We start from the raw sequence: 22909 nt of genomic DNA, 5'->3' as shown, positions 1-22909 counted from the left end.
TTTGCACGAGCATCAGGGCACAGTCGAGTCGGTCGTGTCCGGCAGGTCGGCCTCCGCCTCCGCCGCTATGACGATCGCCAGCCCCTCCTTGGCCTGACAGAGCCAGGTCCAGTTCGCCTCGGTCGGCTCTTCAGCGAAGGCCCGCTCTGCCTGACGGAGTTCGCTATGTAGCGCTCCGGCCTTGCGGTGCAAGATCATGGCTTGCCGGAGCGCGTCCTCGCACAGCGCAGGATCCGCGTGCGGCTCCAGCGTCTTGCGGTCCCTCGCACGCCCCATCGCGACGAGGCGCTCCGCCGCCTCCGCGAGCCCGGACCGGGCGAGGCGCGCTTCCACCACCGCTTGGTCCGGATCGCCGCTCTCCGCCGCGCAGTCGAGAAGCAGCGAGAGGACGGCGCGCGCGTCCGGGTGCTCGAATTCGAGGATCATCAGCTCGTCGGCGACGTCTCCGATCATCCGCGGATGCACGAGGAGCAGGGCTGCAATCACCGCCTCGCGCACCGGTGCCGCCCCCGCGAAGCCCGCCGAGGCCGTGACCGAGGCGCTCGGCACAGAGCGCAGGCGCGGGGAGGGCGGCGGCTCGCCGGGCCGCCCCCGGCGCTGGAATCCGCCGCTCCGGGGGGCGCCCGCACCCTGGCCGCCGCGTGCGGCCGCCCGGGGCGAGAGGCCCCGGAGGCGCTCCTCGATCTCGTCGCGGTAGTAGCGGCGCACGGTCTCGTCGCGGACGCCGTTAACCGTCTCGCGCAGGGTGGCGGCGAGGCGCGCGCGGCGCTCAGGGGTATCGGTCGGGCTCGATTCGAGGGCGCTCGTCCAGAACACCTCGACCAGGGGCTTGGCGGCGGCGAGCACCCGGTCGATCGCCCCCGGCCCCTCCGCGCGGAGCAGGTCGTCCGGATCCTGGCCCTCGGGCAGCACGGCGAAGCGCAGGGACTTGCCGGGCGAGAGCATCGGCAGGGCCACGTCGAGGGTGCGGTGCGCCGCGCGCTGGCCGGCGCCGTCGCCGTCGAAGCAGAGGATCGGCTCGTCGGCATGCCGCCAGAGCAGGGCGATCTGCTCCTCCGTGAGCGCGGTGCCGAGCTGGGCCACGGTGTTGGGGTGGCCCGCGAGCGTCATCGCGATGGCGTCGACATAGCCCTCGACGGTGATGATGGTGCCGCGATCATGCGCGGGCTTCCGGGCCTGATGCAGGTTGTAGAGGCCCTGGCCCTTGTGGAAGAGCGGGGTCTCGGGCGAGTTCAGGTACTTGGCCTTGGCGTCCGTCTGCATCGCCCGGCCGCCGAAGGCGATGACCCGGCCGCGCGTGTCGCAGATCGGGAACATGATCCGGTCGCGGAAACGGTCGTAGGGCACGGCGATGTCGTCGCCCGTGACCAGGAGGCCGAGCTCGGCCATCAGATCCTTGTCGACGTCCTTGCCCGCGAGATGGTCGCGCAGGCCGAAGCGCTCGCCCGGCGCGTAGCCGATGCGGAAGCGGGCGACCGTCTCGCCCCTCAGGCCGCGCCGGTCGAGATAGGCGCGGGCATTGGCGCCGGCGCCCGACCGGAGCCGCTCCTCGAACCAGAGGGCGGCCATCTCCATCACCTCGACGGCCCCGCGCCGCTTCGATTCGAGGGCCATCGTATCGGCCGAGGGCGCGGGCAGGGCCACACCCGCCTCGCCGGCCAGCCGCTCGACGGCCTCGGGGAAGCTCAGGCCCTCCGTCTCCATCAGGAAGGTGAACACGTCGCCGTGCTTGCCCGAGGAGAAGCAGTGGTAGAACTGCTTCTGGTCGTTCACGTAGAAGGACGGCGTCTTCTCGGCGTTGAACGGCGACAGGCCGCGCCATTCGCGGCCGGCCTTCTTCAGCTTGACGCGCCGCCCGACCACCTCGGAGGCCGGCAGGCGGCTGCGGATCTCTTCGAGGATGTGGGGCGGGTAACGCACGGGCTGGGTCTGCTGGGGCGAATGCCGGACCGCAACCTATACCGCAGGCGGGCCGCCCGAGTCCCGGCCCGGCGCCGTGCGCGCGGCGCCTATGGGGATTGCGTGAAGAACCAGGGATGCCCGTCGAGGTCCCGGACGGTATAGGTCAGGCCGTAGCCGTGGTCGGCGGGATCCTGCTCGATCTCGGCGCCGGCGGCCTTCGCCTGCGCGCAGTGCGCCGCCACGTCGTCGGTGTAGACGAAGACGCCCTGGCTCGCCGTGCCCGTGACGAGCGGAGGCCGCAGGCGCGCATCCGCCGCCCCCTGTCCCATCATGATGCGCGCGCCGCCGAAGACCATCTCGGCATGCATGCCGGAGGGCGTCGGGTGCCGCATCACCTCCCGGAAACCGAAGGCGCGGCCGAGCCAGTCGAGCGCGGCGGGAACGTCCCTGTAGAAGAGATAGGGGATGATCTCGGCCATCGCCGTTCCCGCCCGCGCCGCGAATCGGCCGCAGCCTATCAGCCCTTGGCGGCGAGCGCCGCCTTCACCAGCCCGCTGACCGCTCCGAAATCCATGCGGCCGGCATACTTGCCCTTCAGGACGCCGATGACCTTGCCCATGTCCTTCGGGCCGGCGGCGCCCGTCTCGGCGATGGCGGCCTCGACCGCGGCCTTGGTCTCGGCCTCGTCCATCTGCTGGGGCATGAAGACCTGGATGATCGCGATCTCGGCGCGCTCGTTGGCCGCGAGTTCCGGGCGGCCGCCCTGCTCGTAGACGGCGGCCGATTCGGTGCGCTGCTTGATCATCTTCTGGAGCAGGGAGAGGATCTCCTCGTCCGAGATCGCCTCCTTGCCCTGGCCGCGGGCCTCGATGTCCCGGTCCTTCAGGGCCGCCTGGATCATCCGGATGGTGGCGAGGCGATCCTTCTCGCCGGCCTTCATGGCCTCCTTCATCTCGGCGGTGAAGCGCGCGCGCAGCATCGAACTGTCTCCTGTCCCAGCAAGCAATGGGTGCCGGCCCTGCGTCGCGCGCGTGTTGAGCGGGAGAGGCGGGCGGGCCACATTGACCCTGACGCCGGCCGCTCGCTAAGAGCGCCGCACGAGGGAGCCGCCCGCCGCGCCTCATTGCAGGCGCCGGATCCGGCCCGGACATAAGCGAGATCACGCCGATGCTGCAAGACGAAGGCGCCCCCGCGCAACCCCGAACCGCGCCCGAGCCCTGGGCCGAGCCGGTCGCCACGGCACTGCTCGTGCTCGCCGACGGCACGGTGCTCGAAGGCTTCGGCATCGGCCGGACGGGCGTCGCCGACGGCGAGGTCTGCTTCAACACCGCCATGACGGGCTACCAGGAGATCCTGACCGACCCGTCCTATGCCGGCCAGATCGTCACCTTCACCTTCCCGCATATCGGCAATGTCGGCACCAACGACGAGGATCTGGAAAGCCTCGACGCGGCGCCGGCCTCCGGCGTGCGCGGCGCGGTGATCGCCTCCGCCGTCACCAACCCGTCGAACTGGCGCTCGTCGAGCCATCTCGACGCCTGGCTGAAGGCGCGCGGCATCGTCGGCATCACCGGCGTCGACACACGGGCGCTGACCGCCCGCATCCGCGACAACGGCATGCCCAACGCGGTGATCGCCAACGATCCGGAGGGCACGTTCGACCGCGAGGCGCTCAAGGCCCGCGCGGCGGCGCTCGCCCCCATGGAGGGGCTCGACCTCGTGCCGCCGGTGACGAGCCGCGAGCGCTCGGACTGGAGCGAGACCGTCTGGGCGGTGTCGGGCGGCTACGGCCGGCGCGCCGCCGGGGACGGCTACAAGGTCGTGGCGATCGATTACGGCGTGAAGCGCAACATCCTGCGCCTGCTCGCCCAGGCCGGCTGCGACGTCACCGTGGTGCCCGCCACCACCAGCGCCGAGGAGATCCTGTCGCTGAAGCCGGACGGCGTCTTCCTCTCGAACGGCCCGGGCGACCCGGCCGCGACCGGCGAATACGCCGTGCCGGTGATCCGCAAGCTCCTCGACGAGAAGGTGCCGACCTTCGGCATCTGCCTCGGCCACCAGCTCATGGGCCTGGCGCTGGGCGGGCGCACCGTGAAGATGCCGCAGGGCCATCACGGCGCGAACCATCCGGTGAAGGACAAGACCACCGGCAAGGTCGAGATCGTCTCGATGAACCACGGCTTCGCGGTCGATCCGGGCAGCCTGCCGGACACGGCGGTGGAGACCCATGTCTCGCTCTTCGACGGCTCGAATTGCGGCCTGACCCTGACCGACCGCCCGGCCTTCTCGGTGCAGCACCATCCGGAGGCCTCGCCCGGGCCGCGCGACAGCCACTACCTGTTCGACCGCTTCGTCACCCTGATGCAGGCGGGCAAGCCCGAGCCGGAGATCGCCGGCGAATAGGGCAGGCCTGAGCGGGAAGGCGTCACAGAAAACGCCGAATCGGCTGGCATCCCCAGGACAACGGTCCGTTAACGATGACGCGAGACGATCATCGGCGGACGCGACCTTTGTTCTCGGGGGCCTGATGACCATCGACGACGCCAGCGACGACTTCTCGCGACTGCACCGGCTCTTCACCTTCCATCTCGGCGTGGCGGTCGGCCTGTCGTGGATGACGGCGCTCTACGCCTCGCTCTACGCCCCGTGGGTGCGCAACATCCGCCCGCTGGTCGATCCGGCCGGCGGCCTCGACCGCGTCGAGAGCACCCTGTCCTTCCTCTTCGTGATGCCGGCCGTGCTGCTGGTGGCCTGGCTGACGGTCTTCTTCGGCCGCGAGGTCCTGCGCCGGTCGCAGACGCTCGGCAGCGTCGCGGTGGAATTCGCCGCCGCCGCCCTGGTCGCGTTCGGCCTGTTCTACCTGTCGGTCGACCGGGCGGTGGCCGCCCTCTATATCGGCCTCTGACATCGGGCGGATCCGGGAGCGGCGGCCCGGGCGGCCGCCGCTCCCTGGTCGTCCTCAGAACCGGACGATGACCTGCGCGCGGACGGTGCGCGGGGCGCCGGGGGTGAGGTTGTTGTTGTTGTCGGCCGTGTAGATGTAGCGCCGGTCGAACACGTTCTCGATATTGACCTGCGCCCGGGTCGACTCGTTGATCTGGTAGAAGAAGCCCAGGTCGAAGCGCGAGTAGCCCGGCAGCCGCACCGAGTCGTCCGACGAGGCGAAGGTGTGGGTCTGGTAGATGTAGCCGACGCCGACCGAGAATTCCGGCGTCACGGCGAACTTGTTCCACAGCGAGACCGAGTTGAACGGCACGAGGCCGACCTTGTTGCCGGCGACGATCGTCGCCGAGGTCGCGCTCTCGATCCGCGCATCGGTGTAGGCGTAGCCGCCCGCGACCTGCCACCAGTCGGTGACGTAGCCGTTCGCGCCGATCTCGAAGCCTTGCGTGTTGGTCTTGCCCGACAGGATGAAGAAGCCGGCATTGTTCGGGTCCGGCAGACGCTGGTTGGTCCGGTCGAGGTTGTAGCCCGCGGCCGTGAGCTGGAGCGTCGGGGTGACGTCGTATTTGACGCCGACCTCCAGGTTCTGGAACCTCTCCGGCTGCGCGATCACGAGACCCGGCGTGAAGTTGCCGATCTGGTCGCCCGAGCTCGGCAGGTAGGAGACGCTGTAGCTGCCGTAGAAGGCGAGGTTCGGCAGCGGCTTGATCACGAGGCCGGCGCGCGGGGACATGAGGTCGTCGACGCGCGAATAGGTGATGCCGGTGTTCTGGTTGCGCGAGGCGAAGTCGAAGTGGTCGTAGCGCAGGCCGCCGACGATCTGCACGTAGGGGTTCAGGTCGATCTGGTCCTGGGCGTAGACCGCCGCGAGGCCGAGGTCGTAGCGCGCGTTGGCGTCCGAGCCGCCGTTGTTGCGGAAGGTGACGGGCACGCGGGTGATCGGGCTCAGCGGGTTCACCGTCACGCTCGAGACGAGGTTGTTGCCGAAGCCGAACAGCCCGCTCTGACGATAGGTCAGGCCCTCCTGGTAGCCGAGCTCGAACCCGCCGAGCAGGGTGTGCTTGATGTCGCCGGTGAGGAACTTGTAGGTGAAATCGTTCTGGCTGAAGTAGTTCGTCCGGTCGGTCTCGTTGCGGTACCCGGTGATCGTCACGGCGGTGCCGGCCGCGTTGACGGCGCCGCCGGGGAGCGTGTTGCGGTAGTAGCGGTCGTAATCGGCGAAGCGGAGCTGGCTGTGCAGCTCGACGCCCGAGTCGAACAGGTGGTCGAGCGTCGCGGTGGCGATGTGGGCGTCGACCTTGGTGAAGTTCACGTCCGGGTTGCCGAAGAAGGTCCGGATATTGTTGCGGTAGTTGTAGGCGCGGCCGAACTGCGAGGGGATGCCGCGGTCGGGGAAGCGGTCGTCGTGGAAGTACTCGTAGGAGAGCTTCAGCGTCGTCTGCGGCCCGAGCAGGAAGGTCATGGTCGGGTTCACGCCGTAGCGCGTCAGCTCGCCGAACTGCCGGTAGGTGCCCGAATCCTCGAACACGCCGTTGAGGCGGAAGAAGGCGCTGTCGCTGACGCGGTCGCCGACATCGACGGTGACGCGCTTGTCGCCGAACTGGCCGCCGCCCGCGGTGACCTCGCGGACGCGCAGGCCGTCGGCCTCCTTCAGCACGCGGTTGATGACGCCGCCGCCGCCGCCGCGGCCGAAGATCAGCGAATCGGGCCCCTTCAGCACCTCGACGCGCGCGACGTTGTAGAGGTCGCGATAGTACTGCACGTCGTCGCGCATGCCGTTGACGAAGAAGTCGGCGCTGGTCGACTGGCCGCGGATGATCGCCTGGTCGCGGTTGCCTTCGCCCTGTGCGGGGATGATGCCGGGCACGTAGCGGAGCTGGTCGGTCAGGTTCTGGAAGTTCTGGTCGGTGATCTGCTCGCGGGTCACCACCGTCACCGATTGGGGCGTGTCGAGGAGCGGCGTGTTGGTCTTGGTCGCGCTGCGGGTCTGCTTGGTCAGGTAGCCGATGGTCACGCCGCCCTGGGGCCCGATGATTCCGTTCGCGCCCTGCACGCTGATCTCGCCGAGGGTCACGGCCTCGCTCGCAGCGGGCGCAAGAACCTGCGCCTGAGCGGCGGTGGTCAGCGCGGTGCCGGCCAGCAATGCGCAAGCGAGCGCGTGATCGAAACGTCTTGTCATGGCCGAGCCCTAACGATCCTAAGTTGTCGTTCGTATTCCGATCCGGTCTCTTCGGGCCGGTATCGCGGCGAAGCCATATCTGCCGACCCGAAGGACGCAAGGCGGGGATCAAATACTATCCCGCCGATTACTTTCGACTTATTCTAAGAAGAACTTTAGAAATAAGGCTAAGCTGTTCGCGCCGAAAAAATTCCCTGCCGCGCTTTAATCCACCTGGACTGGGCCGTTGTTTCCGAACGTATCCGACTGTTGCAACCCGGCAACGCTCGCGACGCAGCCCTGCGCGGCCCTGCGTTGAGCGGGACGCCCCTGCATGCTAGGCGCCCCTGACAAGGCGGCGTCCCGCGGGGCGCGGCCCCGTATGCACTGGATTCGAGGCGCCCGATGATCCCCCGCTACAGCCGTCCCGCGATGAGCGCGATCTGGTCGCCGGAGACGCGCTTCCGGATCTGGTTCGAGATCGAGGCGCACGCGACGACCGCGCTCAGCCAGATCGGCGTGGTGCCGGAATCGGCCGCCGCGACGGTCTGGGAGAAGGGCCGCGACGCGGTCTTCGACGTGGCCCGCATCGACGCGATCGAGGCGGTGACGAAGCACGACGTCATCGCCTTCCTCACCCATCTCGCCGAGATCGTCGGGCCGGATGCCCGCTTCGTGCACCAGGGCATGACCTCGTCGGACGTGCTCGATACCTGCCTCAACGTGCAGCTCGTGCGCGCCGCCGACATCCTGATCGAGGATGTCGACGCGCTGCTCGCCGCCCTCAAGCGCCGTGCCTTCGAGCACAAGGGAACGCCGACCATCGGCCGCTCGCACGGCATCCATGCCGAGCCGGTCACCTTCGGCCTCAAGCTCGCCCAGGCCTATGCGGAGTTCGCGCGCAACCGCGCCCGCCTCGTGGCGGCCCGCGAGGAGGTCGCGACCTGCGCGATCTCCGGCGCGGTCGGCACCTTCGCCAACATCGATCCGCGGGTCGAGGACTACGTCGCCGCGCAGATGGGCCTGAAGCCGGAGCCGGTCTCGACGCAGGTCATCCCGCGCGACCGGCACGCCATGTTCTTCGCGACGCTCGGCGTCATCGCCTCGTCCCTGGAGCGCCTCGCCATCGAGGTGCGCCACCTGCAGCGCACGGAGGTGCTGGAGGCGGAGGAATTCTTCTCGGAGGGGCAGAAGGGCTCCTCGGCGATGCCGCACAAGCGCAACCCGGTGCTCACCGAGAACATCACCGGCCTCGCCCGCATGGTACGCGGCTACGTGACCCCCGCCATGGAGAACGTGGCGCTCTGGCACGAGCGGGACATCTCGCACTCCTCGGTGGAGCGCATGATCGGCCCGGACGCCACCGTGACCCTCGACTTCGCCCTCGCGCGCATGACCGGGGTGATCGACAAGCTGCTGGTCTACCCGGCCAACATGCAGAAGAACCTCGACCGGCTCGGCGGCCTCGTCCACTCGCAGCGCGTTCTGCTGGCGCTGACCCAGGCCGGCGTCTCCCGCGAGGACGCCTACCGCCTCGTCCAGCGCAACGCGATGCCGGTCTGGCGCGGGGAGGGCGACTTCCTCACCCTGCTCAAGGCCGATCCCGAGGTCACCGCGGCCCTGAAGCCCGAGCAGATCGAGGAGTGCTTCGACCTCGGCTACCACCTCAAGCACGTGGACACGATCTTCGAGCGGGTGTTCGGGGAGGCCTGACCCGGACCCGCACGAATCCTGCTTCGCCCCGACAATCGCACCGCAACGAAAGGCCCGCGCGCCGTGACCGACCGCATCGTCTACCTCAACGGCGAGTTCCTGCCCTTCGCGCAGGCCAGGATCCCGGTGATGGACCGCGGCTTCCTGTTCGCGGACGGGATCTACGAGGTCTCGGCCGTGCTCGACGGCAAGCTCGTCGACAACGCGGCCCATCTCGCCCGGCTCGATCGCTCGCTCGGCGAGATCGGCATCCGCAACCCCCATAGCCTGGAGGAGTGGGTGCGGCTGGAGACGGAGCTCGTCGCCCGCAACGGGCTCGCCGAGGGGCTCGTCTACATGCAGGTGACCCGCGGCGTGTACGAGCGCGACTTCGCCTTCCCGCCGGCCGACGTGGCGCCGACCGTGGTGATGTTCACGCAGGCCAAGAAGGTCTCGGCGAACCCGCTCGCCGAGACCGGCGCCAAGGTCGTCACCGTCGAGGACATCCGCTGGAAGCGGCGCGACATCAAGTCGGTGGCGCTGCTCGCCCAGGTCCTCGCCAAGCAGGCGGCGGCGCAGGCGGGCGTGGCCGAGGCCTGGATGGTCGAGGACGGCGCCGTCACCGAGGGCTCGTCCTCCACCGCCTTCATCGTCACGAAGGACCGGACGCTCGTCACCCGCCCGCTCTCCACCGCGCTCCTGCCCGGCATCACCCGCGCCGCCGTGCTCCGCCTCGCGGCGGAATCGGATCTGCGCGTCGAGGAGCGCCTGTTCTCGGTCGAGGAGGCCTATGCGGCCGAGGAGGCCTTCTACACCAGCGCCTCCGCCTTCGTGATGCCGGTGGTGGAGATCGACGGTCGCACGGTCGGCGCGGGCCGGCCCGGACCGCTCACCCGGCGCCTGCGCGCGCTTTACGTGGAGATGGCCCGCGCAAGCTGAGGCGCGCAGGAACGGATTCCACCTCCCCTCGTTCCCCTGGCTCGACGCGCTCACGCGCGAAGCATTTTCGAGGGACGTGGATGCCGAGTTCGCGTGAAGAGAATGCTGCACCCCGCAACCCGAGAGGGAGGCCAGAGATGCAGAGGATCCTCACCGGGCTCGCCGCCGCCGCCATCGCCCTGGTCGCGGCGACCGCGCTCGCCCAGAACCCCGACGCGCCCTTGAAGAACCGCGACAGCGACCCTGCGCTGCCGCCGCAGAGCCAGACGCCGCCGGACCGGGTCCGGCCCGAGGCGGACGCGCCGCCGAAGGATTCGAACCTGAGCGACACGCTCAAGAAGAACGACGGCGTCATCAAGCCGCCCGGCAATGCCGCCGAGGGCATGGTGGTGAAGCCGCCGGAATCGAGCACCGGCTCCATGCCGGTGATCAAGCCCGGCGATCTGCCCGGCCGCCAGCCCGGCACCGAGGCCAAATAATCGAGGCCAAATAATCGAGGCCAAGTCGGAGGCCGCGCGATCCCCGCGCTATCCCCTTGGGAAGGCGCGGCGAGTCCGGAAAACCGGATTCCACTCTCCCGCATCATGTTCTAGGGGTTCGCTCCATGACGAACCACCTTTTCGCCCTGGTGCGGGAGAACCTGCCCGCCGATCCGGACAAGACCTTCATCGAGACGCCGGAGGGCCGCCGCTACAGCTACGGCGACCTCCTGCTGCGCTCCGGCGCCTATGCCGCGGCCCTGGTCGCCCTCGGCGTGAAGCCCGGCGACCGCGTCGCCGCGCAGGTCGAGAAGAGCGCGGAGGTCGTGTTCCTCTATCTCGGCGCGGTCCGGGCCGGCGCGGTCTTCCTGCCGCTCAACACCGCCTACACGCCGGCCGAGATCGGCTACTTCCTGGGCGATGCCGAGCCCGCGGTCTTCGTCTGCGATCCGGCCCGGCAGGAGGCGCTCGCCGCCGTCACCCAGGCCGTGCCGCGGGTGCTGACCCTCGATTCGGCGGGACGCGGCAGCGCCAGCGAGGCCGCCGACCGCGAGACCGAGGCCTTCACGGATGTGGAGCGCGGCCCCGAGGACCTCGCCGCGATCCTCTACACCTCGGGCACGACCGGGCGCTCCAAGGGCGCCATGCTCAGCCACGACAACCTCGCCTCGAATGCCCGCACCCTGGTTGAGTACTGGCGCTTCACCGCCGACGACGTGCTGATCCACGCCCTGCCGGTCTTCCACACCCACGGCCTGTTCGTGGCGACCAACACGGTGCTCGCCTCCGGCGGCACGATGCTGTTCCTGCCCAGGCTCGATTCGAAGCTGATCCTCTCGCTGATGGGCCGGGCGACCGCGATGATGGGCGTGCCGACCTTCTACACGCGCCTCCTCAAGGAGCCCGGCCTCGACCGCGCGGCGGCGGCCGGGATGCGGCTCTTCGTATCGGGCTCGGCGCCGCTGCTCGCCGAGACGCACCGCGAATGGCAGGCCCGCACCGGCCACGCCATCCTCGAGCGCTACGGCATGACCGAGACCAACATGAGCACCTCGAACCCCTACGCGGGCGACCGGGTGGCGGGCACGGTCGGCATGCCCTTGCCGGGCGTGGCGCTCCGCGTGGTCGATCCCGAGAGCGGGAAGGCGCTGCCCCAAGACGAGGTCGGCATGATCGAGGTCCGCGGGCCCAACGTCTTCAAGGGCTACTGGCGCATGCCGGAGAAGACGGCGGCCGAGTTCAAGGCGGACGGGTTCTTCATCACCGGCGACCTCGGCAAGGTCGATTCCCGCGGCTACGTCCACATCGTCGGCCGCGGCAAGGACCTCATCATCACGGGCGGCTTCAACGTCTACCCGAAGGAGGTCGAGACCGAGATCGACGCCCTGCCGGGCGTGGTCGAATCCGCGGTGATCGGCCTGCCGCATGCCGATTTCGGCGAGGGCGTCACGGCGGTGGTCGTGCCGGGGGAGGGCGCGCCGGACGAGGCGGCGATCCTCGCCCATCTCGAAGGCCGGCTCGCCAAGTTCAAATGCCCGAAGCGGGTGCTCTTCGCCCCCGAGCTGCCGCGCAACGCCATGGGCAAGGTCCAGAAGAACGTCCTGCGCGAGACGCATGCCGGCCTCTACGGAGGCTGATCGCGCGCTGAGCCGGCAGGTCCACAGGGCGCGCGGAACGCGGCGGCCGCGCTGGCGTTTGGCCGTGTGCGCGGATCCGCGCGCGCCGGTGCCTTTTCCCCGATGACCTCGCCCAGATCCGCGCGGCCGACGCCGTCGCCCGAGACCGCCTCGCTCCTCTGGACCCTCCTTCTCGGCACCGCCCTCGTCGCCTTCGCCGCGGCGCCGCGCCGTGCCGCGCCGGCGGAGGGGCAGGAGGCGCCGCCGGAGCGGAACGGGTCGGGGGCGGTGTCCTATGCCGGCCGGGCCGCCCGCCGGGTCGCCGCGACGCAGTCCGACCGCGGGCGCACCGCCGCCAGCCCCGAGGAGATCCCGCATCGCGGCTGGAAGGACATCGCCTACCGCGTCTATCTGGAGTTCAACAAGGACCGCGTGCTCTCGGTGGCGGCGGGCGTCACCTTCTACACGCTGCTCTCCCTGTTCCCCGCGGTCGCCGCGCTGGTCACCTGCTACGGCCTGTTCGCGGACGTGAACGTCATCAACGACCACCTCGCCGCGATGCAGGGCGTGCTGCCCTCCGGGGCGATCGAGATCGTCGGCGATCAGGTCAAGCGCATCGCGGCCAAGGGCGGCGGCACGCTGGGGCTCACCTTCTTCACGAGCCTGCTGCTCTCGCTGTGGAGCGCCAACGCCGCCATGAAGGCGATGTTCGATGCCCTCAACGTCGTCTACGAGGAGGAGGAGAAGCGCAGCTTCGTGATGCTGAACCTGCGCTCGCTCACCTTCACCGCGGGCGCCCTCGTCTTCATCATCCTGGCGCTCACCTCCATCGTGGTGCTGCCGGTGGTGTTCAGCTTCGTCGGGATCAGCGATTCCGCCTGGCTGCTCGCCGCCCTGCGCTGGCCGGCGCTCCTCCTCGTGCTGCTCGGCGGGTTGTCGCTGCTCTACCGCTACGGGCCGAGCCGCGAGCGGGCGCGCTGGCGCTGGGTCGGAATCGGCAGCGTCGTGGCCTGCCTCCTCTGGCTCGCGGCCTCGCTGCTGTTCTCGTGGTACGTCGCCAGTTTCGGCAATTACAACGAGACCTACGGCTCGCTCGGCGCCGTGATCGGCTTCATGACCTGGATCTGGATCTCGTCCACGATCGTGCTGCTCGGCGGCGAGATCAACGCCGAGATCGAGCACCAGACCGCGATCGACACCACGACGGGGGCGCCCCTGCCGATGGGCCTGCGCGAGGCCCGCATGGCCGACACCCTGGGCGCGGCGGCGTGACCGGCTGACCGGGCGGCGCCATCATCCCCATATTGGGGCGCGAGACCCGAATGGAGGACGATAGATGACGACGCGCGACGCCGAAGCCGATACCCGCACCGAGGCCGAATGGCGCGAGGCGCTCACGCCGGAGCAGTACCGGGTCCTGCGCGAGCACGGCACCGAGCGTGCCGGCACGAGCTGCCTGCTCGCCGAGAAGCGGCCGGGCACCTTCACCTGCGCCGGCTGCGGCACCCCGCTCTTTGCCTCCGGCACCAAGTACGAATCGGGCACGGGCTGGCCGAGCTTCTTCGAGCCGCTGGACGGTGCGGTGGAGACTAAGGCCGACCGCAGCCACTGGATGGTGCGCACCGAGGTGCACTGCGCCCGCTGCAAGGGTCATCTCGGCCACGTCTTCGACGACGGCCCGGCCCCGACCGGCCTGCGCTACTGCATGAACGGCGCCGCGATGAACTTCGAGCCCGCCGCCTGAGACGGGCGGTTCCGTGGGGACGAGGGGCTCCCGTCGCAGGTTCCGGCGGGGCACGGTCTTGATTTCGCTCGCTTTCCGCGTAGTCCCTGAAGGACGAGAGGTTGCTGCGGATCTTTCGACCGGTGGTTGAGCGCTGCGCGGGGACCCGTCTCGAGGCCGGTCTCCCGCCGGTTCGCGCGACCGGTCCGGTCGTGGATCCCGGGTGGCCCGAAGCGTCCCTCCTCCGGTCGTCGGACCGCTGGAAGGCCCCTGATGGGAGGTGAGTGTATGAGCGTTGTCCGGCGATTCCTCGTGGCGCCCTCGCTGGTGCGCCTGATCCGCAAGGAGCGCGGCGGCGCGCGCATCACCGAGGGCTACTTCGCTCCCCAGGGCGGGCGGACCTCCTTCGTGCGCGTCGACGGCCAGCAATGCCACCTCGTGCTCGTGGCCAAGGCCGCCGATGGCGGGTTCGCGGAGGAGCGCACCGAGGTGCCGCGCGCCCACGGCGACGCCCTCCTCGACGTCTGCCCCGGCAAGGCCGCCTACGACCGCACGACGCTGTCGGTCGCCGGCCGCGAGGTGCTGATCGACCGCTACGTCAGCCCCGGCAGCCTCGACCTGATCAGCGTCGCCTTCGACAGCGAGGGCGACGCCAACGCCTTCGCCGCCCCGGCCTGGTTCGGCCAGGAAGTGACCGCGGACGCCGCCTATGAGCGCCAGTCCGTCGCCCTGCAGGGCGCGCCGCAGGCCGGCGAGATCGGCCTCAGCAACGCCGCCCTCGACGGGGTGCTCGACCTGATCGAGCCGCGCTTCGGCTTCGGCCGCTACGGCAGCCCGAGCACCCCGCGGGCGCCCGAAGCCCGGCCCGAGGGCGATGACGGCGTGGTGAACACGCTCCGTCGCATCGCGGGTGGCGCAGGCGCGGCGGCGCCCGCCGCCGTGGTCGCCGCCGCGCCGGAGGCCCCGCGCGAGCCGGCGCCCGAGGCGCCCGTCGAGGCTCCGCAGGCGAGCGCCCCCGAGGCGCCGCAGCCGACGCCGCCCGCCGCCGACAAGCCCGCCACCGACGCGCGCATCGACGACGTGATCGAGAGCCTGTCCCAGGCGCTCGGCGCCGCGATCCAGCAGCCGCAGGAGCCGGCCACCGGCGCCGAGGACCCGGCCGCCGCCTTCGAGCGCTGGACCGTGCGCCCGCGCCGGACCCAGCCGCAGAGCTGAAGCGCTCAGTTCCGGATGACGACGCTGGCGCCGCCGTATCGGCGCGCCAGCCCGAACAGGGCGCGGGCATGGCCGGGGCTGAGGCGGACGCAGCCATGGCTCGCCCGCCGCCCGAGCTGGCCCGTCGCATAGGTTCCGTGAATGGCGTAGCCGCCGCGGAAGAACATCGCGTGCGGCATCGGCGAGCCGTGATAGGTGCGCGAGCGCCACATCGGCGCCATCAGCCCCACGCGAAAGCTGCCGTTCGGCGTGACGAAGCCGCGACGCGCCGTCGAAACCGGCCAGATATAGGACAGCTCGCCGTTCACGAAGACGCGCATGAGCTGGTTCGACTGGTCGATCCGCGCGACGACGCGGGCCTGGGCCGCCCCGCTTGCGGCCCAGGCGAGGGCGATGCCGAGGAACGCGGCACCGGAGCGGACGGACCGGATCATGCGGCTCTCCGATACGGCGCGATGCTCGGGATCGACACTAGATCCCGGGCCACCCGGCCGGGTCGAGCCGCACATACTTGAATGCAACTGCGCGGGGCCTGCGGAAAGCGGCCTATCCGCCCATCGACAGGATTTTGTCACCAATCGGGCGCGGCGGAGGGTGCGGGCGCCGTTGAGGCGCTGTCGCAAAGCCGCTAGACCGACTTCCGAGCCCGGTTAATCCGGCACAGTCGATAAAAATCAACATCCGCGCCGGGCTCGTCCGGCCGGGACGGAGGATGCACGCTCCGGCGTGCACGGGTGACGCGAATGGCCCAGATGCCCCAACCCGCCGCGGCGCACGGCGTGGCCGCTCCCTCGGAGCCCTGGTACAAGGTCCTCTACATCCAGGTCCTGATCGCGATCGCCCTCGGCGTGGCGGTCGGCTACCTCTACCCCGAGTTCGGCAAGTCGCTGAAATGGCTCGGCGACGCCTTCGTGGCGCTGATCAAGATGATGATCGCGCCGATCATCTTCTGCACCATCGTGCACGGCATCGCCTCGATCGGAGACCTGAAGAAGGTCGGCCGCGTGGGCCTGAAGGCGCTGATCTACTTCGAGGTGGTCTCCACCATCGCGCTGCTGATCGGCATCATCGTCGGCGAGATCATCCAGCCCGGCGCCGGCTTCCACGCCGACCCGTCGAAGCTCGATGCCAGCAAGGTCGCGGGCTATGCGCAGAAGGCGGCGGCCGATTCGACCATCGCCCACATCATGGCGATCATCCCGAAGAGCTTCTTCGACGCCTTCGCCACCGGCGACCTGCTGCAGGTGCTGCTGATCTCGATCCTCACCGGCGTCGTCGTCACCGGCATGGGCGCGAAGGCCGAGGGCATCTCCCACGCGATCGACACCGCCGGGCAGATCTTCTTCCGCATCATCGGCATGATCGTGAAGCTCGCGCCCCTCGGCGCCTTCGGCGCCATGGCCTTCACCATCGGCGAGTACGGCATCGGCAAGGTCGTCGACCTCGCCTGGCTGGTGGGCACCTTCTACGTCACCGCCTTCCTGTTCATCGTCTTGGTGCTCGGCGGCATCGCGCGCTTCGCCGGGTTCTCGATCTTCCGCTTCCTCGCCTACATCAAGGACGAGCTGCTCATCGTGCTCGGCACCTCCTCCTCGGAGACCGTGCTGCCGCACATGATGACCAAGATGCGCCGCCTCGGCGCCTCCGATTCGGTGGTCGGCCTCGTTATCCCGACCGGCTACTCGTTCAACCTCGACGGCACCAACATCTACATGACGCTGGCGACGCTGTTCCTGGCGCAGGCGGTGGGCGCTGACCTGTCGATCGGCCAGTACGCGACGATCATCGTCGTGGCGATGCTGACCTCGAAGGGCGCCTCGGGCGTCACGGGCGCCGGCTTCATCACGCTCGCCGCGACGCTCGCCGCCATCCCGAACAATCCGGTTCCGGTGGCCGCGATGACCCTGGTGCTCGGCATCGACAAGTTCATGTCCGAGTGCCGCGCGCTCACCAACCTCGTCGGCAACGGCGTGGCCTGCGTGGTGGTCAGCCGCTGGGAGGGCGAGCTCGACATGAACAAGCTCAACGAGGTGATGTCGCACCCGGTCGCGATCGGCACGCACATCTCCGACGAGAGCCCGCAGCCGATGGCGACCGATACCCCCCCCTCGTCCACGAAGGTCGCCGCCGCCGAGTGAGCGCGCTGCGTCTCGGCATCGATCTCGGCGGCACGAAGATCGCCGGGATCGTCCTCGACACCGACGGCACGGTCCGGGCCGAGGCGCGCGTGGCGACGCCGCGTGGCGACTATGCCGGGACGCTACGGGCCATCGCGGCCTTGGTGGCGCGCCTGGAGGACGAGGCCGGCGGGCCGTGCAGCGTCGGCGTCGGCATGCCGGGCGCGATCTCGTCGCAGACCGGCCTCGTCAAGAACGCGAATTCGACCTGGCTCAACGGCCAGCCCTTCCTCAGCGATCTCGAGGCGGTGCTCGACCGGCCGGTGCGCGCCGAGAACGACGCCAACTGCCTCGCCATCTCCGAGGCGGTCGACGGGGCCGGGGCGGGGGCCGGGATCGTCTGGGCGATCATCCTCGGCACGGGCGTCGGCTCCGGCATCGCGCTGCGCGGGCGGGCCCTCTCGGGGCGCGACCGCATCGCCGGGGAATGGGGTCACAACCCGCTGCCGCGCCCGACCGATGCCGAGCGCCCCGGACCGCCCTGCTATTGCGGCCGCTCCGGCTGCATCGAGACCTGGGTGTCGGGCCCCGGCCTCGCCGCGGACCATCTCCGCCGCACCGGCGCCATTGCGGGCGGTGAGGCGATCGTCGCGGCGATGCGCGCGGGCGACCGGGACGCGCAGGCGACCTTCGCCGCCTATCTCGACCGGCTCGGGCGCAGCGTCGCTCACGTGGTCAACATCCTCGACCCGGACGTGATCGTCGTCGGCGGCGGCCTCTCGCGCTTGCCCGAACTGATCGACGGCCTGCCCGCGGCGACCGCGCCGCACGTCTTCTCCGACGCCTTCGACACGCGGATCTGCGCGAGCCTCCACGGCGACGCCTCGGGCGTGCGCGGCGCGGCGTGGCTGTGGAACGAGACGGCCTGAGGCTCGCCGGTCGTAGAGCCTGGGAGCCCCCTCTCGGGAACGGGTTCTTGGTCTCTCACATCGCCCCTGCACGTGCGGCAGGTCGCCGGCGCGCCCCTCTCCCGTTCGGGAGAGGGCTGGGGTGAGGGTCGAGAACCCTACGGGGAGATCACGGCGGTCCGCGCTGGGCCTCTCCTCTCCCTTGCGGGGAGGAGCCGGAGATGGGGGAGGGGTCAAGGACGCCTCAGACGGCTGGTCCGATCAATCTGAAATCGTATGAGGCCGCGACGCTGCGGCGGCTCCGTCTCCACTCCATCCGGACAGTTCTCATCCTTCACCCTGTCCCTCTCCCGAACGGGAGAGGGGACCCGCGCCTCGTTCGGGAGGCGTTGTTTAGGCAAGTCTCGGCTGTAAGCCGGGCTTCCCTTCAACCCATGGCGCGCTTCACGAATCGGTCCTCGAAGGTCTTCGACAGGTCGATCTGCGCGCCCTGAAGCTCCGGATCGAGGGTGCGCACCAGTTCGAGCACGCTCGCCATGCCCTCCTGGGTCGGCACGCCGGTGCGGGAATAGCTCTCCAGGGAGTTCCTCACGGCCTGCGTGTAGAGCGTCTTGTCGCCGAAATGGTAGGTCGGCGGCACCAGGGCGGCGACGTCCTCCGGCTTGGCAGTGGCCAGCCATTTCAGCGACTTGGCGAAGGCATTGACCACCTTCTGCATCGCCGCGCCGTGATGCTCGATCCAGTCCTGCTTGGTGTAGACCACGGCCGCGGGGTTCGGGCCGCCGAAGAGCGCGCGGGTGCCGGCCTCGGTGCGGGTGTCCACGAGGACCTGGATGTCGCCATCCGCCTCCAGCTTGGCGATGACCGGGTCGAGATGGGAGACCGCGTCGATCTCGCCCTTCTTCATCGCGGCGATGGCGCCGGCGCCGCCGCCGATGCCGATGAGAGGCGCGTCGGTGGCCTTCAGGCCGGCCTTGATCATCGCGTACTGGAAGGCCAGCGCGGTGGAGGAGCCGGGCGCGGTCACGCCGATCTTGCGGCCCTTGAGGTCGGCCACCGACTTCACCGTGTCGGCGAGGTCCTTGCGCACGCCGATGACGATGGCGGGCAGCCGGCCGAGCTCGCACACGGCGCGCACGTCCTGCCCCTTGGCCTGCATGCGCAGCGTGTGTTCGTAGGCCCCCGTCACCACGTCGACGGAGCCGCCGATCAGGGCCTGGAGCGAGCGGGCGCCGCCGCCGAAATCGTTGATCTCGGCCTCGATGCCCTCCTCCTTGAAGTAGCCCTTCTGCTCGGCCACCGTCAGCGGCAGGTAGTAGAGCAGCGGCTTGCCGCCGACGCCGATGCGGACCTTCACGATGTCGGCTCTGGCGGCCGAGCCGACGGCCAGAGCCGCGGCGGCGCCGGCGAGGAAGCTGCGGCGTTCCATGGTCGTCCCTCTCCCAAGTTCTTTGTTTGCGGGCATGACGTGTAGGCATGCCGCATTTTGTATTCAACGGCGACGCCCGGGCGGGGTCAACCGTGTCCGCCCGCCTGCGGGCGCCAGACCAGGAGCCGGTTCTCGATCAGGGTGACGACCGCGTCGATCACGATGACGAAGACCGTGAGGATCAGCATGCCGGCGAAGACCCCGGTCACGTCGAACACGCTCTCGGCCTCGTGGATCTTGTAGCCGAGGCCCGCGGAGGACCCGAGATATTCGCCGACCACGGCGCCGACGAGGGCGAAGCCCACCGCCGTGTGCAGCGAGGAGAACATCCAGGTGAGCGCCGAGGGCCAGTAGACGTGGCGCAGCAGGCCGCGTTCGCTGAGGCCCAGCATGCGGGCGTTGTTGAGCACCACCGGGCTCACCTCGCGCACGCCCTGGTAGACGTTGAAGAACACGATGAAGAAGACCAGCGTGAAGCCGAGCGCCACCTTCGACCAGATGCCGAGCCCGAACCACAGGGCGAAGATCGGGGCGAGCACCACGCGGGGCAGGGCGTTGGCCGCCTTGATGTAGGGGTCGAACACGGCGGCCAGCAGCGCGTTGCGGGCGAACAGGAAGCCGAAGGCGATGCCGCCGGCCGCGCCGAACAGGAAGGCCAGCACCGTCTCCTGCAGGGTGATCCAGAGATGGCCCCAGATGTCGGGCGTCGTCATCTCCGCCCAGGTCCGGGCGAGGACGGCGCCCGGCGTCGAGAAGAAGAACTGGATCTGCTTCGGGCTGCCGAGCACCGGATAGACGGTCAGCACGTGCCAGATCGCCAGGCCGACGAGCCCGACGAGGATCTGCAGGGCGAGGAGGGTGAGGCGGTTCATGCGCGGGTCCCCTCAGGCCGGTCCGGCGGCGTAGGCGCGGGAGACCTCGACCCGCAGGCAGGACCAGATCTCCTTGTAGAGGTCGTGGAAGAGCGGCTCCAGGCGGATCTCGCTGATGTCGCGGGGCCGCGCCAGGGGGACTGGGAAGGTGCCGACGATCCCGGCCGCGGGGCCGGCGGAGAGCACGATCACCCGGTCCGCCAGCGCGATCGCCTCTTCGAGGTCGTGGGTCACGAAGATCACCGCCTTGCGGTTGGAAGCCCAGAGGTCGAGGAGCAGATTGCCCATGATCTGGCGGGTCTGCGCGTCGAGGGGACCGAAGGGCTCGTCCATCAGCAGGATCTCGGGATCGCGGATCAGCATCTGCGCCAGCGCCACGCGCTTGCGCTGGCCGCCCGAGAGCATGTGCGGGTAGCGGTCCACAAAGTCGGCGAGGCCGACACGGCCGAGCCAGGCGCGTGCCCTGTCCCGCGCCTCGCTCCGGGCGATGCCCTTGGGCTCGAGCGCGACGGCCACGTTGTCGAGGGCGGTCTTCCAGGGCATCAGCGCGTCGGCTTGGAAGAGGTAGCCCGCGCGGGCGTTCAGGCCCGGCAGCGGGTCGCCGAAGATGGTGACGCGGCCGGAGGCGGGCTTCAGCAGGCCCGCGGCGGCGTTGAGGATGGTGGATTTGCCCGAGCCCGTGGGTCCGACCACGGCCACGAACTCGCCGGGCCGCACCGCGAGGTCGATGTGCTCCACCGCGACGTAGCGCTTGCCCCCCTTCAGGACGAAGGCGATGGCGACGTCCTCCAGCCGCACGGCGTCCGTGCCGGGCCGGTCGCCCCCATCCTGCCGGCCGATCTCGCCCATGCGCCATCTCCCGTCGCCGGCTGCGCGGCGTTGCCGGCGACTTTTTCCGGAGTGGGGGCCGAGATCAACCGAACGTGAGCGCGCAGGCGCGACAGAGCGCCTGCATCCAAGGGAATGTTTCGGCCGCGGCGCGGGATCAGCGCAGCCGCTCGGCTCCGGAGGCGAGCGTGCGGGTCAGTTCCGCCGCCGTGCAGGGCCGGGCGAGCGCGGCGGCCTGGCCGGACCAGAGCGGGGTGAAGGCGCCGGACCCTTGCGCCTCGGCCGCGGCCCGCAGGGGCTGCAACGCTGCCGCGGCGCGGGGGAAGGCGGGCGCGTCCGGGCTGATCGGCCCGAGTTCGCGCATCGCCCGGTTGAGGATGCCGCGCGCGGGCCGCCCGGTGAACACCGTGGTGAGGGCCGTGTCGGAATCGCCCGATTCCGCGAGCGCCGCCCGGTGCGCGGCCGAGAGCCCGGCCTCCTCGCAGAGCAGGTAGGCGGTGCCGACCTGGACCGCGGCCGCCCCCAGCGCGAAGGCGGCCGCCGCGCCCCGCGCATCGGCGATGCCGCCCGCCGCGATGACCGGCAGGTCGACCGCGTCCACCACCTGCGGCACCAGCGCCATCGTGCCGACCTGCCGGCCGATATCGTCCGACAGGAACAGGCCGCGATGGCCGCCGGCCTCGACCCCCTGCGCGATGACGGCATCGACGCCGCGCTCGGCGAGCCAGCGCGCCTCGGCCACCGTCGTGGCGCAGCCGAGGATGCGGCAGCCCGCTTCGCGCACCCGGGCGAGCAGGCCCTCCTCGGGCAGGCCGAAATGGAAGCTCACCACCGGCGGGCGCAGGGCCGTCACCAGCTCCGCCATGGCCGCGTCGAAGGGCGCGCGCTCCGGCCCCGGCGCCACCGAATCCGGGTCGAGCCCGAACTCGGCGTAGTAGGCGGCGAGCCGGCGCTTCCAGCCCGCCTCGCGCTCCGGATCGGGCGCGGCGCGGGCATGGGCGAAGAAGTTGAGGGCATAGGGCCGGTCGGTCAGCGCGCGCAGCCGCTCGACCTCGGCGCGCACCCCGTCCGGCGTCAGCGCCGCGCAGGCGATGGAGCCGAGCCCGCCCGCCGCGCTCACCGCCGGGGCGAGGGCGGGCTTCGGCCCGATCATCGGGGCCTGGATCACCGGCAGGTCCAGGCCGAAGCGCTCGCAGAACGCCGCGCGCGGGTTGCTCATGCGTCCATCCCTCCGTCGCCCATAAGATGCATATTCAATGTACCTTATAGCCTGTCCCGGCAAGGATGCCCCGGCCCCGCCGCTGACGATACGGCCTCCGCGTCAATTCCGGGGGAGATCAGAACGGCAGCAGCACGTCGATGACCTGCTGGCCGTAGCGGGGCTGCTGCACGTCCGTGATCTGGCCGCGGCCGCCATAGGCGATGCGGGCCTGGGCGATCTTGGCCGAATCGATGGTGTTGTCGGATTCGATGTCCTCCGGCCGGACCACGCCCGCGACGATCAGCTCGCGCACCTCGAAATTGACGCGGATCTCCTGCTTGCCCTCGACCACGAGGTTGCCGTTCGGCAGCACCTGCGTGACGACCGCCGCGATGTTCGTCGTCACCGTCTCGGCGCGCTGCACCGAGCCGGCGCCGTCGCTGGAGGCGTTCGAACTCAGCGTCAGCAGCTTGTCGGGGGCGATGCCGGCGGCGGCGACCACGGCGCTCTTCTCCAGGCCGAAGGCGTTCGGCAGGCCGACGCCCTCGCTGTTCGCGCGCGAGCGCTTGGTCTCGTTGTTGAGGTTCGCCTTGTCGGTGACGTTGACCTTCACGGTGACGAGGTCGCCGATCCGGGCGGCGCGCTGATCCTTGAAGAAGGCGCGCGAGCCGGTGCGCCACAGGGAGTTCGGCGCGTAGGAGACCGGCTGTACGTCCGGCATCGGCATCCGCACCGGCTTGTAGCCGGGCTGCGAGGTCGGATCCTCGATCGCGGAGAGCGCCGGCTGCGCGCCGATCTGCGACAGGCGGTCGATGGAGTTGCAGGCGCCGAGGCTGCCGCAGGCGAGGGCGAGCAGGGCGAGGGAGGGCAGGCGCAGGGACATCGAA

The 22909-nt window shown here is 70.2% G+C and carries 21 protein-coding genes; 11 read left to right on the top strand and 10 right to left on the bottom strand.

Features of this window, described 5'->3' with window-relative positions:
• Positions 1-12 precede the first annotated feature (12 nt).
• The 3 genes from dnaG to MTDSW087_RS17910 form a co-directional block, all read right to left on the bottom strand.
• Positions 13-1920 carry a DNA primase gene (gene dnaG / locus MTDSW087_RS17920; protein WP_144766199.1) on the bottom strand — a complete coding sequence of 636 codons (1908 nt, stop codon included), beginning with the start codon at positions 1918-1920 and terminating at the stop codon, positions 13-15.
• Between the two features lie 89 nt (positions 1921-2009).
• A complete protein-coding gene (locus tag MTDSW087_RS17915) occupies positions 2010-2381 on the bottom strand; it encodes a VOC family protein (RefSeq protein ID WP_144766197.1) in 372 nt (123 codons plus the stop codon).
• A gap of 38 nt (positions 2382-2419) precedes the next feature.
• Positions 2420-2881 (bottom strand): GatB/YqeY domain-containing protein, encoded by a 462-nt coding sequence (locus MTDSW087_RS17910; RefSeq protein WP_144766196.1) that lies wholly within the window; start codon positions 2879-2881, stop codon positions 2420-2422.
• A 188-nt stretch (positions 2882-3069) separates the two neighbouring features.
• On the opposite strand from MTDSW087_RS17910, the gene carA reads away from it, so the two are divergent.
• Together carA and MTDSW087_RS17900 are read left to right on the top strand one after the other, a co-directional pair.
• Positions 3070-4305 (top strand): glutamine-hydrolyzing carbamoyl-phosphate synthase small subunit, encoded by a 1236-nt coding sequence (gene carA / locus MTDSW087_RS17905; RefSeq protein WP_144766194.1) that lies wholly within the window; start codon positions 3070-3072, stop codon positions 4303-4305.
• Positions 4306-4429: 124 nt separating this feature from the next.
• The gene (locus MTDSW087_RS17900; RefSeq protein WP_144766192.1) at positions 4430-4807 is read left to right on the top strand and encodes a hypothetical protein; all 378 of its coding nucleotides are present in this window, start codon (positions 4430-4432) and stop codon (positions 4805-4807) included.
• 54 nt (positions 4808-4861) lie between these two features.
• Here the strand turns inward: MTDSW087_RS17900 and MTDSW087_RS17895 are convergent, their stop codons facing one another.
• Entirely contained in the window at positions 4862-7024 is a 2163-nt protein-coding gene (locus tag MTDSW087_RS17895) for a TonB-dependent receptor (RefSeq protein ID WP_144766190.1), read from the bottom strand.
• A 384-nt stretch (positions 7025-7408) separates the two neighbouring features.
• Between MTDSW087_RS17895 and purB the strand changes: the two genes are divergently transcribed.
• From purB to MTDSW087_RS17860, 7 genes are all read left to right on the top strand, one after another.
• Positions 7409-8716 carry an adenylosuccinate lyase gene (purB, locus tag MTDSW087_RS17890; protein WP_144766188.1) on the top strand — a complete coding sequence of 436 codons (1308 nt, stop codon included), beginning with the start codon at positions 7409-7411 and terminating at the stop codon, positions 8714-8716.
• Positions 8717-8779: 63 nt separating this feature from the next.
• Positions 8780-9634: a D-amino-acid transaminase gene (locus tag MTDSW087_RS17885; protein ID WP_144766186.1), complete on the top strand. Its 855-nt coding sequence runs from the start codon at positions 8780-8782 to the stop codon at positions 9632-9634.
• A gap of 137 nt (positions 9635-9771) precedes the next feature.
• Entirely contained in the window at positions 9772-10113 is a 342-nt protein-coding gene (locus MTDSW087_RS17880; protein ID WP_144766184.1) for a hypothetical protein, read from the top strand.
• Between the two features lie 125 nt (positions 10114-10238).
• On the top strand, positions 10239-11750 hold the full coding sequence (locus MTDSW087_RS17875; RefSeq protein WP_144766182.1) for a malonate--CoA ligase: 1512 nt from the start codon (positions 10239-10241) through the stop codon (positions 11748-11750).
• Between the two features lie 102 nt (positions 11751-11852).
• On the top strand, positions 11853-13001 hold the full coding sequence (locus MTDSW087_RS17870; protein WP_144766180.1) for a YihY/virulence factor BrkB family protein: 1149 nt from the start codon (positions 11853-11855) through the stop codon (positions 12999-13001).
• Positions 13002-13065: 64 nt separating this feature from the next.
• Positions 13066-13473, top strand: coding sequence for a peptide-methionine (R)-S-oxide reductase MsrB (msrB, locus tag MTDSW087_RS17865; protein WP_144766178.1), 408 nt, complete (start codon positions 13066-13068; stop codon positions 13471-13473).
• A 267-nt stretch (positions 13474-13740) separates the two neighbouring features.
• A complete protein-coding gene (locus MTDSW087_RS17860) occupies positions 13741-14667 on the top strand; it encodes a hypothetical protein (RefSeq protein WP_144766176.1) in 927 nt (308 codons plus the stop codon).
• Between the two features lie 5 nt (positions 14668-14672).
• Here the strand turns inward: MTDSW087_RS17860 and MTDSW087_RS17855 are convergent, their stop codons facing one another.
• Positions 14673-15101, bottom strand: a complete 429-nt coding sequence (locus MTDSW087_RS17855; RefSeq protein WP_144766173.1) for a L,D-transpeptidase — start codon at positions 15099-15101, stop codon at positions 14673-14675.
• Between the two features lie 318 nt (positions 15102-15419).
• Between MTDSW087_RS17855 and MTDSW087_RS17850 the strand changes: the two genes are divergently transcribed.
• Both MTDSW087_RS17850 and MTDSW087_RS17845 read left to right on the top strand, forming a co-directional pair.
• Positions 15420-16805 (top strand): dicarboxylate/amino acid:cation symporter, encoded by a 1386-nt coding sequence (locus tag MTDSW087_RS17850; protein ID WP_144766171.1) that lies wholly within the window; start codon positions 15420-15422, stop codon positions 16803-16805.
• A 5-nt stretch (positions 16806-16810) separates the two neighbouring features.
• Positions 16811-17713 (top strand): ROK family protein, encoded by a 903-nt coding sequence (locus MTDSW087_RS17845; protein ID WP_144766286.1) that lies wholly within the window; start codon positions 16811-16813, stop codon positions 17711-17713.
• Positions 17714-18119: 406 nt separating this feature from the next.
• Here the strand turns inward: MTDSW087_RS17845 and MTDSW087_RS17840 are convergent, their stop codons facing one another.
• From MTDSW087_RS17840 to flgH, 5 genes are all read right to left on the bottom strand, one after another.
• The gene (locus MTDSW087_RS17840; protein WP_144766169.1) at positions 18120-19121 is read right to left on the bottom strand and encodes an ABC transporter substrate-binding protein; all 1002 of its coding nucleotides are present in this window, start codon (positions 19119-19121) and stop codon (positions 18120-18122) included.
• Between the two features lie 86 nt (positions 19122-19207).
• Positions 19208-19993 (bottom strand): ABC transporter permease, encoded by a 786-nt coding sequence (locus tag MTDSW087_RS17835; RefSeq protein WP_144766167.1) that lies wholly within the window; start codon positions 19991-19993, stop codon positions 19208-19210.
• A gap of 12 nt (positions 19994-20005) precedes the next feature.
• Complete coding sequence (locus tag MTDSW087_RS17830) at positions 20006-20842, bottom strand: ABC transporter ATP-binding protein (protein WP_144766165.1); 837 nt, start codon at positions 20840-20842, stop codon at positions 20006-20008.
• 136 nt (positions 20843-20978) lie between these two features.
• On the bottom strand, positions 20979-22040 hold the full coding sequence (locus MTDSW087_RS17825) for an NAD(P)H-dependent flavin oxidoreductase (RefSeq protein ID WP_144766163.1): 1062 nt from the start codon (positions 22038-22040) through the stop codon (positions 20979-20981).
• Between the two features lie 118 nt (positions 22041-22158).
• Positions 22159-22905 (bottom strand): flagellar basal body L-ring protein FlgH, encoded by a 747-nt coding sequence (gene flgH / locus MTDSW087_RS17820; RefSeq protein WP_144766162.1) that lies wholly within the window; start codon positions 22903-22905, stop codon positions 22159-22161.
• Between the last annotated feature and the right edge of the window lie 4 nt (positions 22906-22909).

Origin of the sequence: Methylobacterium dankookense (assembly GCF_902141855.1) — a bacterium.
In the GTDB taxonomy this organism is placed as follows: Bacteria; Pseudomonadota; Alphaproteobacteria; order Rhizobiales; family Beijerinckiaceae; genus Methylobacterium; species Methylobacterium dankookense.
The sequence above is the reverse complement of the archived record's forward strand: the minus strand, read 5'-3'. Positions and strand labels throughout refer to the sequence as shown.